Source organism: Nocardia sp. CA-136227 (assembly GCF_050955695.1).
GTDB lineage: Bacteria > Actinomycetota > Actinomycetes > Mycobacteriales > Mycobacteriaceae > Nocardia.
In genome coordinates, this window is sequence record NZ_CP192081.1 from 4,219,556 (window position 1) to 4,234,642 (window position 15,087).

A 15,087-nucleotide genomic window follows, 5' to 3' on the forward strand; every position below is an offset into this window, starting at 1 on the left:
AACTCTCCTGCTGCTCTGTGTCTTACGGCGCGGGCAGGAACCCGCGGCGGACGAAATAGTCCGTGTAGGTGGCGAACAATGTCGTGTCGATCGGCGGGCACGTGATGTCGGTACCGTCCGATCCCGCCCCGCGCAGGAATCCGCTCGTGATCTCGTCGGTGAACGGCGGCTGTTCTTCCTGCTCCATCAACATCGTCGTGCGGATCAGTGGGAACATGGCGTTGTCGACGTCGGCCGAGATCGCCTTCAGCCACTTGATGATGCTGACCTCTTTCAGGTCATACCCGGCGGCCGCGATGAATCCCTGGATGGTGGCCGAGTCGATGGCCTCGGGGCCGATCGCGTGGTAGATCCCGCCGATCGCGTCGTCCTGTCGCGCAACGGTCACGATTGCCGCGCACACGTAGTCGACCGGCACGAGGTTCATCTTCAGCCGGAACCTGCGCGGGTAGACCCCCGCCTGGATGGAGCCGATGACGAAGCGCCAGACGAAGTCGTTGCGCTGACACGCACCCGAGCGGGAATCGCCCCACACCTGGGTGGGCCGATGCACCGTAACCGGCACTCCCCGTTCGCGAGCGTGCTCGATCAGCTGCTCGGCAACCCACTTGCTCTTGGTGTAGCCCAGCGGCATTCCTTCGGCGGGTCCGGTCGGATGCCGCTCACCGCGCGGGGTGACGTTGTCGCCGGTCTGGCCGCTGAATACACCGGTGGTCGAAACATGGTGCAGAGGAGCTGAGGCCGCACACGCGAAGCGCAGCACCTCGTGGATTCCGCTGACGGTCGACTTGCGCAACCACTTGTAGGGCGTGAGGAAGTTGACTTTGGCCGCGGTGTGGAAGACCGCGTCGACTCCTCCGGCTAGGTCCTGATAGTCGGATTCGGACAGCCCCAACCGCGGCAGCGTGATGTCGCCGAGAACGATCTCGATGCGTTCCAAGGCGACCTGGCCGGTCAGGTCGTAGGACTCCAGATTGGCGAGCAGCCGCTCCCGGCCCTTCTCGACCGAGTCCGCTCGGACCAGGCAGTGCACCGTCAGGTCGGCCGCGAGCAGTTCACGAAGCAGGAACACACCGAGGAATCCGGTCGCGCCGGTGAGCAGTACCGACTTCATCTGCGCGCCCGGAGTTCGCGCGGTGAAGCCCTCGATGTCGTCCGCGAGCACCGTGTCCTCAGCGAACTGCGCTGCGTCGCCTTCGATTTCGAGCGATGTCATGTCCTTGCCTTCCCGTTCTGGCGGCTACGCGACTGCGGCGCGCGCCTGTTCGATCGATCCGCGCAACAGGAACAGCGCCTGTGCGATGTCCTCGGAGCCGGCGATGATGGGCGGAATGAGGCGCAGCACCTCGGGGCGGCTCAGGCAGGTGGAAACGATCAGGCCACGCTGGGCCAGACCCACCTGCACTTCACCGACGAACTCCGCCGAGTGGAAGTCGATACCCCACAGCAGACCTTTGCCCCGCACCTCGGTGACGACCGCTGGGTGGTCGGACGCGATCTCCGCCAGCCCGGCGGCCATTTCGGCGCTGATGCGCACGCCATCCTCGACGTGCGCTTCGATCGTCGCGAGCGCGGGCTCGATTGCCGCGGTGCACAAAGGATGTCCGGAGAACGTAGCGGTGTGCAGCACCGGGTCCGCCGCCAGCGGGGCGTACAGCGCCTCGGAGCACACCAAGGCGGAGACGGGCACGACACCGCCGCCGAGCGCCTTACCGAGCAGGACCGCGTCCACCGGCAGCCCGGCTGCCATGGCGGCGGATCGTTCCCCACAGCGACGCAGCCCGACCTGGATCTCGTCGGCGATCACGAAGACTCCGGCCGCTTTCGCGTCGGCACACCACTGTGCCAGGATTGCCGGATCGAGTACGGTCACACCGTTCTCACCCTGGACGGGTTCGAAAATCAATGCCGCGACATCGGTTTCGGCGACGACCCGCGCGACCGCACCAGCGTCGGCCGGGTCGATATGCACGGAGCCGGTGAGCAACGGGCCGAGGTTGCCCTTGAACCGATCGTGGTGGGTCAGCGCCAGCGCGCCGAGCGTCTTGCCGTGGTAGGAACCCGCTACGGCGATCACGGTCTTCCGCCCGGTCGCCAGGCGGGCCAGCTTCACCGCGGCCTCGACCGCGTCCGCACCGCTTCCGCCGAGGTACACCTTGGGCAGGGCGCCGCCGAGATGATCGACGATCGTCTCGGCGGCCTGCGCGGGAAGCGGGTTGAGCACCGAGCGGGTCGAGGTGGGCATCGTATCCAATTGCCGGCGCACGGCCTCGACGACCGCTGCATTGCGGTGACCGAGCAGGGCGACCGCGTACGAGCCGAAGTCGAGGGCTTCGCGACCGTCCGAGAGGGTGATACGGCAGCCGTCGGCAGACGCCTCGACCGCGCCCTGGCCGGTGAACTTGCCGGCCAGCGCCATCGACGGTGAGAAGTGACGCTTGACCCGCTTGAAGGTCGTCTTGGCATCGCTTGTCCTGATGTCACTCATCGCATTCCCCTACTGCTCGGCGCGGGCCACGATGGACCCGGCGTATCCCTCGAGCGCCTTGGCGATAGCCGGGTGGATCATCTCCGCCACCAGCGGCATCCCGATGTCGAACTCCACGCTCAGCTCCAGCTCGTTCGCGTGGACCTGCCAGTAGCCCTGATATTCGGCGAGGTCACCATCGAGCTGACGGAAGTCGATCCGGCGCTGCTCAACGGAGATGACATCCTCCTGGTCCCACTCCATTTCCGACCCCTTGAGCTCGACCAGCCAGCTGCTGGTGCGGCGCTCGCCTTCGTCGTCGAGGATCTCCACCTCGTTGACGCCGGTCATGTAGTCGGGGTAGGAGGTGCAGTCCAGCAGCACATCCCACAGGTGCTCCGGCGGGCACGTCAGGGCATGCCGAGAGGTCATCGAGTACACGTGTTCGTTCCGTTCATTCGTCGGTTCCGGACTCGCCGGATGCCAGTACCTGGATCTGCCAGTGCGAGAACAGCTTTCGCTCATCGTGCAGTCGCAGGAGGACTTCGGTGACGTGATCGATCTCGACCACGCCGGTGCGGGTCTCGGTCGGCTGGAAGGTGCGCCAGACACGTTCCAGGCACAGCAGCAGGACCGCACCGTCGGGGAACGGATCCTCCAGCACCGCACCGGAATTGACGGTCAGGTGGATGATCGCCGCAGCCGCGTGCAGGGCGCAGTACCGCTCGGCCAGGCGATACAGTTCTGCGGAGGGTCCATACTCACGGCCCAGTCGCACCTGCAAATCACGCTGGTCGGTGGCCAGCCGGTCGACCTCACTCAGCAACAGGTCCGCCAGGTCTGCCGATTGACCGAACCAGGCTCGCTGGTCACCCTCATGGGTATCGGCCAGCTCGCGCAGCTTCTGGATCGCCGCGGGCAGGGCCACCAGTACGACGTCACCGTCGCGGCTGAAAAGCTGCTGCCGTGCCGGAACCCACGCATCGAGCTTGGCGTCGATGTCGTACATGAGCGCGACCTTGGCCTGCGCGGCCGCGCGCTGCTCCGGCGTCGCGGTCGCACCGCGGGTCAGGATCGTCTCCAGCTGCGCTCCGACGCTCTTCAGGTTCACGACGGTATTGCCGTCGGCGAAAACCGAAACCAGGATGTCGCGCAGCATCTTCTGGAAGATGCCGTAGTGCGGGTGCTCACGCAGGTACAGCCGCGCGCCGAGAACCAGCGACAACTGTGACAGCGTGCGTTCCAGGGAGGTCGGCACGAAGTACTTGACGATGGCGGAGAAGATGCCCGCTTGTTCCGGACATGCCTGCAGGCCGCGCACGCCACCTGTCGCGACCGCCTCGGCGAGCAACAGGTCGGCGAAGCTCTCGGCCACCTGGCGCCGGGTGTAGGGGATCTGGGCGACCTTCTGTCCGAAGATCTCACGGGAGACAATGAAGTCACAGGTCACCCGTAGCGCGGTATCCGCCGCCCCGAGGGCGATGCCGCTGATCGTGGTGCGGGCCACCTGAGCACTTTTGAGGACCAGTTCCAGGCCTTGACCTTCCGCGCCGATGCGGTGGCTCTCGGGCACGAATACCTCGTCGAGCTGAATTCCGCTCAGATCCAGCGCGCGCAATCCGTGGAGCCGCTCGTTCGGCACCTCTCGCACGGATCCCGCAGGGCACAGACGCTTTTCGACCGCGAACACCGACCAGTCGCCCGGCCCGCCGCGAGCTCCGGTGCGCGCGTGCACCGTGACCACGTCGGCGAGGGTCGCGACGCCGATGAGCCACTTCTCACCGCTGAGCAGGTAGCCGCCGTCGGTCTTCTCGGCGCGCATGTCATTGGACAGCACATCGCTGCCGTGATGGCGTTCGGACAGGCCCCATGCCATCTTCGCGCCGTTGTTGATCATCGAGACGAACCGGGTGCGCTGGTCGTCGCTGCCACCGATCCAGGTCGGCATGAAGGCGAGGTCGGTCAGCATGAGCGCGCTGGCGGTGGTCGGGTCGCGACGTGCGACCAGGCGCAGCAGTAGGAAGCCGGTCTCGACGTCCCCGGCGCGCCCGCCCCATTCGGCCGGCAGACAGTACTCGTGAACAGCCTGCCGCTGCAGTTCGCCGACCAGTTCGTGCGGGAACTCCTCCAGCTCGTCGTAACGCAGAATGCGCTGGAACGACAGCAGGGTCGCCGGATCGTGAGGATCGCCGAGATGGCGTTCGAGTCCCTCGGCGAGGCCGATATTGTGCTGAACGGTCATGCCGGCGTCCGTCCTTTCTCGTCTTCCAGGTCTGTTCGGGGTCCGGCCAGCTGGATCGGAGCCGCGGAGAACAGCCGCTGCTCCCGCCACAATCGCGCTGCGATCCGGAATGCGGTGTCCGCCAATGGCATCGGAAGCCTGGCGGTACGCTCCGAAGCCCTCTCCAGCAGCAGCGACAAGGCTGCCGTCAGCCACCCGACCGCGCCGGGCGGACAGCCGTACAGCGAGTGGTGCCGGTTGAACCACCACAGGTGCACACACGCCGCGGCCGCGTGCAGATGGGCGATACGGGCGGCCAGGTCCAGCTGCACCGGACCACGTTGCGCGGACGGCTGAGCAGCTACCGCGCGAATGTCGGCCGCGGCCGAGCGCAGCTCGACCTCGAGCAGCTCGAGTTCCTGGAGCAGTAGTGCGGCATCGGCTTCCAGGACACCGCGGTCGAGCACGACCGGGTCCAGTGCCGCCCGCACCCGCGCCAGCACGCCGGCCAACTCGCCGGTCACCACATCGCGGCCACGTGCGCTCAGGGCCAGCCGATCGAACTCCAACGGCGGCAGTTCGCGACCCAAATCGAAGGTGGCAGCCAGCAATTCAGGGTCACGATCACTGTGCTTCGCGTCCGCGAAGCAGTTCAGCTGCATCGATACCAAGCGCAGATTCGCGGTGGGGCTGGTGTCGAAGTACCGGACCGCGGCATTGTCGGCACGCAGCACATCGAATGCTCCCGCGGGCCCTTCGCGAAGCACGCTCCTGGTGCCGAGAACATCGGCGCAGCGCGCGAACACCTCTTCGGACAACCCCGTGAGTACCGTCTTCAGCGTCCCGGACCACAGGCTCTGTGCCTCCGGGAAGGTGTGCATCGCGCGCACGCACGCCAATGCCGCAGCGTCGCAGGCGATCAGGGCCGCCGCCGCGGTGCCCAGCTCGCGGCGGTTGACCAGGTGGTGATCGACCGGGCGGTTCGCGACCACGTGCCCTCGCGCGAATTCCAGGGTGAGCCGCAACGCGCTGTCGGCGCCGGCCAGGTTGGCGGCGGTGCTGGTGGCTCGTACGATCTGCATCGCCTTCATGGCCGTTTCCATCCCACGACCGAGCTGCCCGACCAGTGCGTCAGCGGCGACGGGTACCTGACCGAAGTGGATCTCGGCGAACTGCGCGCCGCGCATGCCGGCGACGCGCTGGAAACGGATGGAGGTGGTGGGCTCCTGTTCCGAGGAAGGAAGGTCGAGTGGATTCTCGATGAGAACCGCGCTGAACGCGGCCGGGCCCCGGCCTCCTGTGTGGCCGATCACCAGGGCCGCTTCGGCCCGGTTCCCGAAGCCGGTGAGCCACTTCGACCCGTCGAGGTGCCACCCGTTCGCGGAGGGCATCAGGGCGCACGTGTTCGCGAGCAGGTCACTGCCGTGGTCGGGCTCGGAGAACGCGAAACCGATGGATCCGCCACCGCGCAGCAGCTCGACGACCCGCTGCCGCTGCTCTGCCGAGCCGGCCAGCAGGACGCACGAGGTTGCCGTGATGTCGATCATTGTCGCGGGCATGACGGTCAGGTCCCGCCGGGCAGCGACACGGACCAGCGCGAACGTCTCGTCGTAGCGCACCAGGTCCCCGCCCGCCGCCGCGGGCACGTAGGACAACCGCAGCGCCGGGCCGGCCGCGTCGGTCAGCGCATCGGGAAAGGAGCCGCGCTCAGCCCGGGTGATCATCGCGGCGAAACCGCAGTCGTTGTCCGGGTCGGTGGGATCTCCGAGCGCGGCATCCAACTCCGCCGCGGCCGAATACAGCTGGGCGGGTGCGAAATCCGCTACCGCGGTCACAGCTCGTTCCCGCTCTGTTCGGTCGGTGCGGGGCGAAAATCAGCGGTGCCACGGGGCATCCGCACCCCGGCGAGCGCCAGTTGGTGCACGCGGGAGGTGAAGGCCGCTCCCTGCATCAGGTTCCGCGCGACATCGGCGACGCGACGGTTCTCGGCGGCCGCCAGGTAGGAACCGCGAACCCATTCGTTGAAGCTGCCCATCGCCGGGCCGCACCAGATCTGGTAGTCGAGCGTCCGATCACCGTCGCCGACGACCGCCCACCGCGAGGCCATCCCCAGGTACCACCGGAAGATGAGTGCCATCTTCCGCTTCGGGTCGTCGGCGGCCCGCGTCAGCTGGTCGGGGTCACGGCGGGTGAAGTACTCGACCACGTCCTGCCAGACCTCGTCCACGGTACGACGCAGGATCTGTCCCTCGAGCCGGGTCAGCTCCGCCTCGGGCAGTGCGTCCAGACCGGAGTAGGCGCAATAGATTTCGTACAGGCGCTTGGCCCGCATCGCGAACATCGTGCCCTTCTTCAGCACCTGCAGCTCCACGCCGAGCTCGAACATGTCTGCCGCCGGGGCCATGTCCACATCGGCGACACCGGACTGGGCCAGCAGATGCCGGACTTCGCTGGACGTACCTGCCTCGAGACAGGATTGGTTCACCGAACCGGTGACGATGTAGTCGGCGCCCATCGCGAAGGCCGCGGCCGCGGCGATCGGCGTACCGATGCCACCCGCGGCGCCGATTCGGACGTCCAACGGCAAACCGAGTTCGTGTCGCAGCTGGTCACGGCGACGCACCAGCGATGGAAACAAGGTGGTCAGTGGACGGCGATCGGTGTGGCCACCGGAATCGGCCTCCGCGGTGATGTCGTCGGCCAGCGGAACCAGCCGGGCCAGCTCGGCCTGTTCGGCGGTCACCAGACCCGCGGCGACCAGCTCGGCGACCATGGCCTCCGGCGCCGGGCGCATGAACTTCTCGGCGACCTCGGCGCGAGAAACCTTGGCGATCACCCGATTCGCGGTGATCACCCAGCCGTCGGCGGAGCGAGACAGTCCGGCCACCCGGTAGCGGACGATGTTCGGGGTGATGTCCATGAAGGCCGACGCCTCGACACAACGGACGCCGTAGCGCAGGAACAGCTCCACTGCGGCGCGCTCGAGCTCGGCCTCGCTCGGGCTGTGAATCAGGTTGGCGGCGTAGGGAAGACCGGGGATCTCCGCCGCGAACCGCTGCAGGGCCGCCTCCACCCGCGACGGCAGCAGGCCGGCCGCGCCGAATGAGCCGAGATATCCGGCCCGCGCCAGCGCGATGACATAGTCCTCCGAGGCGATGCCACCCGCCATCGCGCCGCCCATGTAGGCGTACCGCACTCCGTGCTGCGCACGAAACGCCTGGGAGCCGAGGCTTTCCGGGACCAAGGGGCCAACCGCGGCGACAACGGTCGCGTCGTCCAGCGGCCGGTGCACGCTGAGCCCGACGCCCTCGGGCGTGCGCACCACGTAGACGGGAGACTCGAGGTCGGTGAGGGTGTCGTACAAGCCCTCGACGGTCGTGTGGACAATCGGTTCGACGAAGTCGTCGGTTCCGAGGGTGATGCTCATCGTTCGTCCTCTCGACGGTTGTGCACCTCAACGGCGATGTCGGTGATCTCGTAGATGCGCATGCCCGGCTTCCAGACATTGGCGTCGGCGATCACCAGCGCCCGGCCGTCCTCGCGCCGGATTTCCTTGATGTGCAGGTCGAAGGTCATCGGGCCCTCGGTCCGCAGAATCTGGCCGCGGTACTTCCAGGTCATCGGTACCCCGACCGGCATGGCGAAGACCGGGTCGTCGAACTCCCCGCCGATCCCCTGTTCGATGGCGTAGACCTGCAGTGCCTGGATCAGCGCCTCGACACCGAGCGAACCGGGCATGACCGGGTCGCGGTAGAAGTGGCACTCGAAATACCAATCGTCGTGATCGATTTCGCGGTGGCCACGCAGGTATCCCTGCTCGAACTTGCCTCCGCCGTCGACGATGTCGACGGTGTCGACCATGCGCAGATGTCCATCGGCCAACCGCAGCCCCGGCCGGGAGAACCAGTCGTCCGCGCCGCGCACCGCGAGCGTGCGAATCGCACCGGCCGGCAGGCTGTCCTGCTCGTCCAGCCAGGGCGCCACGTACTTGCCCGCGTCCAGGCCGACCTGGTTGGCCAGTGCGTCGGCCGTGTGATAGCCGAACATGGACTCGCCCTGGTAGAACAGCTCGCCATCCGCGAACAGCTCGTAGCTGAACTTCTGCAGCGACGTGCCGGGCATGACCTGGTTGAAGGTCATCCGGGTGTGCTGGCGAATCGTCTTGCCGCGCAGATCGATCTGTTTGACGACACCCGCGGTGCCGTCCAGGTTGCGAATGTTCAGCTCCTGCTCCGGCGTCGCCAGGGTGGCCCCCAGGTAGTAGCCGAGCAGAATGGCCGCCTGCAGCGAGGACTCCATGTAGACACAGTTCGGCATGCCGGGGAAGGCGTTCTCGTGGAAGTACCAGGCTTCCGGCGGGCAGTCGTACTCGGTCTCCATGGTGGCGCCGGACTTCAATTGGCCACGGACGCCATTGAATCGCATGATCCGGTCGACGAAGCGGAAGTCACCGTTTGGGATGTAGGGCGCCTTGCGGTCGGCGTAGATCTCGAATTCCGGCCCCATGGCGGTGGCGAGGTCGCCCTTGGCGGCGTGGGCCAGATGCAGCTCGTTGATGAACGCGGGCTCGCCGTGGACGTTCCGCCGGCCGAGGAATGCCGGGATGCCACCGGTTTCGGGCCGGTAATGGGTGCCGGGCTTCTCACGGACCTGCACACCGAAGTTCTGCATGCTGATCATCGCCTTGTCCCCGTCGTAGACGACGATGTCGGCGATCACCGCCGGGCGCGGCAGCATCGTCAGCTTCGTGATTTCGACGTGATAGCGGAGGCTGCGCTGGTTCGGTGTGATCTGTCCGCGAACCTTGACCTGCGTCTTCAGACCCGGGATGGATTGGAATTCGCCATCCGGAAGCACCAGGTGCATGCCCAGATACATCGCGTAGACCTGCAGCAGCTGCACGCCGCCCTCCGCGACCAGTGAACCGGCCAGCACCGGGTCACCCGGGAAGTGGCACTTGAAGTACCAGCCCTCGGGGTCGAGGTGCTTGACCGCGCTCAGTTCACCGATCCCGCAGGGGCCGCCGAGCCGGTCGATCATCGTGATCTCGTCGATCATGCGCAGCATCGAATCCGGCAGCCGCAGTGAGCGATTGCTGCCGTCCGCGGTCTGGTCCCAGGCCGGGCCGAACACCTCACCGGGCCGCCCCTGGGCGAGCAGTTCCAGATCGCTGCTGGACAGCGACGTTCGCGCGGTTCGAGCCAGCGGCTTGAACCAGGTGTGGCTCATGGCCTCTCGCCGCCTGCGGTCGGCCGCGCTGGTCACCACGCCGAGGGAGTTCTCCAGCTCGGCGGGGGAGAAGAAGCCCGCGCAGGCGTTGAGCAACTCGAGAATGAGCATGCCGTCGGCGTAGCAGCGGTAGTTGAAGAAGAACAGCAGGCTGTCGCCGTTCCAGACGAAGCGCGCGATATTGATCTCGTAGCGAAGCGTCTGGCCCTCACGTGGGAGGCTCCCGTGGAATACCAGCTCGCTGTCGAGCAGCCGGTAGACGCGCTCACCCTTGTTCCGGAAGTCGATGCCCAGGTAGCTGATCAGCAGCAGGTCACACTGGCCTGCCTCGATAGTGACGGCGCAGGGAACCAGGCCGTCCACCGAGTACCACGCGCCGACCGGCACGTCGTATTCGGTGGTGATCGACGAGGGTTCGTAAACCCCTGGAGTGCCGTTGATTTCGGTGACGCGAGTGACGAAGTGGTAGGGCGGCTCGGGCAGACGTACACGGACCGGGTAGGTGTCGTACTCGGCGAAATCAGGGCCGAAGACGTTCACCACCTTGCCGGCGGCGAACTCCAGCAGCTGTGCTTCATCCCAGACCACGGGTCGGGTCGGGGCTGCCGGGACGGGCGAGTTCGGCACAGGTGGAGGTACCAGTCCGCGACTCGCTTCGAGTGCGTCGACACTGGCCAGCGCCAAGGCATTCTGCGCGCGCAGGAAGGATGTGTGCGCGTCGGAGACGCTGTACCGCATGGGTTGGAGAACTCGCATGCGCGCCGCGATCACTGGTGCGGCGGCAACGGCCGGCTGCGGCCGGCGGATGGTCGGCTCCGCGATGGCAACAGGTGCTGCGGCAAGCTCGGCGGGCTGACGGGACGGTAGATACACGAACGGCTCTCCCTCGATGACGATGGCATCCGGTTCGACGGTGATCGGAAGCAGACTCTGCACCTCGGCCTCGAAGGCACGGCGCGCATTCACCTCGGCCAGAATGGGTTCCGCGCGGTCCCGGACCCGACCGACCAGTGATTCGCCACCGCAGGTGACCGACGCGCGGAACACCGGCCGGACCGGCGCGGGCTCCGCCGGGAACAGGCGGTCCAGCCGGACCTCGACCCCGTGGCTGACCAGCCGGGCGAGTGCGGCGCATACCGACTGCCCAGTGGACATTCCCCGGCGATCCACCGATACGGCGGCATGCGGACGGTCCCCGAGTGTGTCTCCGATCCATCGGGTACACGTCGCCCCCGGACCGACCTCGATGAACACTCGGAATCCGCGGTCGTAGGCGGCCTCGGTGAGCCTGGCGAAATCGACCGTGGTGCACAGAGTGTCGGCGATGCGGCGGGAAATCACCGAGCGGTCCGACACGTCGACCAGGCCGTAATCGAAGCTCGACAGCAACTCCAGACCCGGCGCGGGCGCGCCCAGCGGGTGGTCGTTGAGGGAGGCGAACTCCGCGAACTCCGATTCCACCACAGCGCAGTGCATGACGTGGTTCGCGGGAGCCTTGGCGGACTTGCAGTCCAAACGGGCGATGAGCTCGCGGACCTGCTCCGGGAATCCCGCCACCACCACTTCGCGCGGAGTATTGATGTGAGTCAGGTGAACCCGATCCAAGCCCGACAATGCCGCTCGCACCCGCTCGGCGTCGGCAAGCACCACCTGAGTGGTCCACACCTCACGGTCGGGCATCGAATCCGGCAACCCCCACGCCGAACGGATGAGGCGTTTGGGTCCGCGCAGCTGGTCGATGAACAGCGGGGACGCCGTCAGCGGCGTGTCATCGCGGACCGCGGCATCCCACACGTCCATCGCGAAGAGCATGCTGCTCTCCCCCAGGCTGTAGCCGAAGCCGCCGTCCGGTCGTATGCCCAGGGCGTCGCGCAGCATCCGGGTCGCCAGCACCGCGGCGTTGGTACCGAGGGCGAGCATGGTCGGGATCGACTCGATCAACTCCCCCTCGTGCTTCATCAGGGTGGCACGGTCGACACCCAGCGCGGCGGTCGGGAACAGAGCGGCGTGCTTGTACTCGGTCCAGGGCGCACGGGAATCGCGTTCGAACTCCGACAGCAAGCCTGGAAAGAGCGTGAACAGCTCGCGGCCCGCACCCGGGTAGGCGGTGAAGGCACCCGGATAGACGAAGGCGATCCGTCCGTCTGCTCCGACCGGGCGCGGCGTGCAGTAGCTGCCCGCCGGTGTTGTCCAGTCTCGTTCCGCGGCGATCGTTTCCGGAAGGTGCTTCACGGCCGCCGACAACTCCCGGCGAAGCGCGGCCGCATCGGCGGCGACGATGGCCGCGACATATCGTCCGCGGCGCTCGGTAGTCGCTTGGCGCCGTGCCAGATCCAACGGCGCGGTGCCGCTCTCGAGCGCGTCCAGACATTCCTGGGCGGCGTCGGCCAGGTCTCGGCCGCTGTCGCCCGACAGCGGCACCAGCATCGGCGCGACGGAACCCGACCAGTCGAGGGTTTCGACCGCAGGGCGCGACGGTGGCGCGGAAAGGATGATGTGCGCTGCGGCGGCGCCGTCGACCGCGTGCACGGCGGCGACCAGACGGTCGTCGACGCGGCGTCCGAGCCACGGGACAGGACCGTCCAGGAGCCGCAGCGCGGAATCGGTGAATCCGGCTGTCGAGTCGGCCGTCTCACCGATCTCGGCCGCGGCGGGAGGCAATTCCCGATACCGCAGGCTCAGCGCTGCCGAAACCACGCCCACCAGAACGCTCGCCTGCTGAGTATCGCCGAACAGCGGCACATGGCCGGCCAGCGCGCAGCCCGGTACATCCGTGCCGCGCTCACCATAGAGCTGGGCGAGCTCGCCGAGCTGCTCCGCATCCAGATCGGCCGCAAGCTCCAGATATCCGACGTCAGCCGGGGTCAAGCCATAGTCGGTGAGCGCCGAGCACACCTTGCCCGCCAGCGATGTGGGACCGCCGGCGTCGGTCACCACCGCGTCGATCGTCAGCTGGGAATCCGCTGTCGCCCGAGTGAGCACGACAGCCGCCGCGCCATCGCCCAGCACCGGGCGGACACCGTCGGCGAGCATGGTTCGGACGAGAGTGTTCTCGTATCCCGTGGCCAGCTCGACACCGCCGACCAGGACGGCCTCCACAGTCGGATCGAGCAGCAGCAGGGCCGCGATCTCGAGCGCGCGTGCGCCGCCCGTGGCATCGGCCGACACCGTGAAAGCCGGACCGGTGAAGTTGTGCGCGGAGGCGATACGGGCCGCCATCACGTTCCCGATGTAGCTCAGCACCTCGTTCGCGCCGATCGGGTCGTGCACCCCGGCCCGGACAGCGGTCTCCAGGCGTTGGAGCTCGTCCGCGGTCAGATCCATTCCGGTACGGGCGCATTCGGAACGCACGTGAGCGCCGATGTCGAAGCGGGCGCGGTGTGCGTGCGAACGCGGCTCCATCTCCATGGCGATCACCACGCCGATGCGGCGCTCGGCACGATCCTTCGAAGACGTGGCGGCCAGTCCGGCATCGGCCAACGCCTCGTCAGCGGCTTCGAACAGCAGCAGATGCTGTGGGTTGGCCTGGGCGAGTTCGGCAGGCGGCATGCGGTAGCCCCGCACGTCCACCTCGACGGTGTCGACGTAACCGGCGTCGGCGGCCGACTCGAGCTCGGCGATGCCGAGCGATTCCGCTCCGTACCATCGTGTCTCGGGGCGCTCGACCAGCGCGGCGCGTCCGGCGCGGCGAGCACGACGCAGCGCGGGCACGCCGGCGACTTCACCCACCCGCACACCGAGTCCGCCGACTGCCATCCGAATCGCCTGTGGCGCTGCCGTTTCAGGGATGGACGTCACTGTGTCGGTCAGGACGAGATGGGCGTTGGTACCACCGAATCCGAAGGCGGACACGCCCGCACGGCGGGGCCGATCCGCAGTGCCGGGCCAGGGCTGATTCGCTGTCACGATACGGTCGGCGGCGTGTTCCGCACCGGTCGGCCGGATGGGCTCGGTCGCGGTCGGCGTGGCGGGAATGATGCCGTGTCGCATGGCCAGGATCGCCTTGAGGACACTGGTGAATCCCGCGACGGTCAGCAAGTGACCGACGTTGCCCTTCACCGACCCGAGCAGGGGAACCTGGTCCTCACCGAAGAACTCCGTGAGCCCGCGCAGTTCGATGGGGTCACCCACGGGGGTGCCGGTCGCATGGCATTCGATGTAGTCAACCGACCGGGGACTCACGCCCGCGCCGTATGCCTGACGATAGGTGGCGAGTTGCCCGGAGATATTGGGCACCAGCGGATGAGCGCCCGCGCCGTCATTGCCGAGTCCGATGGATTCGACCACCGCGTGGATCCGATCGCCGTCGCGCACCGCGTCGGCGAGCCGCTTGAGTACCAGCACGCCCGCACCCTGGCCGGTGACGATGCCCGTGGACGCTGAGTCGAAGGGCTGGCTGACGCCATTACCGGGGTAGGCGTGCAGGTCGCTGAAGGACAGGTGGATCAGTAAGGGGTCCGGGGCACATACCGCGCCGGCGAGGACCACATCGGCAGCGCCGGTGGCGAGGTAGTCGCGGCCCAGGCTCATGCTGTACAGCGCCGAGGAGCATGCCGCGTCCAGCGCCAGGCGCGGTCCGCCCAGGCCGAGTGCGTCGGCTACGACGGTTGCGGGCAATCCGGACGGCCAGACCGATCGCACCGGTGCGTCCGGTTGCCACGACCGGGACTCGCTGTCCGGCAAGGGAAGTCCGGCCAGTCTCAGTCCCCTGCTGACGCCCTCGCGGAACATCGGCAGACACAGCCTGACCGATTGCTCGGTCGGAAAGGAATAGTTGCCGAGGACGAGTCCGGTGCGGTCGAGCGCCGGATCGTCCTCGGCGATCCCGGCATCGGCCAGTGCCTGCCGGATCGCATACAGCGGCCACTGGACCACCGCGCCGAGGCCCTCGACAGTCTGCGCGTCGATGCGCAGGCCGTCGTGGTCCATCTCGGGTTCGGTCACGAAACCACCGCGCACAGAGGTGATTCCGTGGGTCTCGTCACCCCACGCGCCCGGTGTTGCCGGATTCGCGCCGAAGGTGTCGGCGGTGCCCTCTTGGCGCAGGTCGGCGCCGGCGAGCAGGTTGGCCCAGAATTGCTGGGGCGAATTCGCGCCCGGGAGCAGGCAGCCGATGCCGACGATGGCGATCGGCGTCCCGCTGTATGTGTCCGACATGGATGTCACACTG

Annotated in this window: 7 protein-coding genes; all 7 read right to left on the minus strand. The window is 67.4% G+C overall.

All coding sequences use genetic code 11. From position 1 onward, the window contains the following. Positions 1 to 22 precede the first annotated feature (22 nt). Genes ACQP06_RS19415 through ACQP06_RS19445 form a run of 7 tightly spaced genes read right to left on the minus strand, consistent with a single transcriptional unit; the run spans position 23 to position 15,074 of the window. Positions 23 to 1,216, minus strand: a complete 1,194-nt coding sequence (locus ACQP06_RS19415; protein WP_433665941.1) for a thioester reductase domain-containing protein — start codon at positions 1,214 to 1,216, stop codon at positions 23 to 25. Between the two features lie 24 nt (positions 1,217 to 1,240). Further along, positions 1,241 to 2,488, minus strand: coding sequence for an aspartate aminotransferase family protein (locus tag ACQP06_RS19420; protein ID WP_433665942.1), 1,248 nt, complete (start codon positions 2,486 to 2,488; stop codon positions 1,241 to 1,243). Between the two features lie 9 nt (positions 2,489 to 2,497). Then, positions 2,498 to 2,899, minus strand: coding sequence for a type II toxin-antitoxin system RatA family toxin (locus ACQP06_RS19425; RefSeq protein ID WP_433665943.1), 402 nt, complete (start codon positions 2,897 to 2,899; stop codon positions 2,498 to 2,500). Positions 2,900 to 2,921: 22 nt separating this feature from the next. Then, positions 2,922 to 4,709 carry an acyl-CoA dehydrogenase family protein gene (locus ACQP06_RS19430; RefSeq protein ID WP_433665944.1) on the minus strand — a complete coding sequence of 596 codons (1,788 nt, stop codon included), beginning with the start codon at positions 4,707 to 4,709 and terminating at the stop codon, positions 2,922 to 2,924. Beyond that, a complete protein-coding gene (locus ACQP06_RS19435) occupies positions 4,706 to 6,523 on the minus strand; it encodes an acyl-CoA dehydrogenase (protein WP_433665945.1) in 1,818 nt (605 codons plus the stop codon). The genes ACQP06_RS19430 and ACQP06_RS19435 overlap by 4 nt, the downstream gene beginning before the upstream one ends. Further along, positions 6,520 to 8,115 carry a PfaD family polyunsaturated fatty acid/polyketide biosynthesis protein gene (locus tag ACQP06_RS19440; RefSeq protein ID WP_433665946.1) on the minus strand — a complete coding sequence of 532 codons (1,596 nt, stop codon included), beginning with the start codon at positions 8,113 to 8,115 and terminating at the stop codon, positions 6,520 to 6,522. Before ACQP06_RS19440 ends, ACQP06_RS19435 begins: the two co-directional genes overlap by 4 nt. After that, on the minus strand, positions 8,112 to 15,074 hold the full coding sequence (locus ACQP06_RS19445; RefSeq protein ID WP_433665947.1) for a beta-ketoacyl synthase N-terminal-like domain-containing protein: 6,963 nt from the start codon (positions 15,072 to 15,074) through the stop codon (positions 8,112 to 8,114). The genes ACQP06_RS19440 and ACQP06_RS19445 overlap by 4 nt, the downstream gene beginning before the upstream one ends. Positions 15,075 to 15,087: the final 13 nt, after the last annotated feature.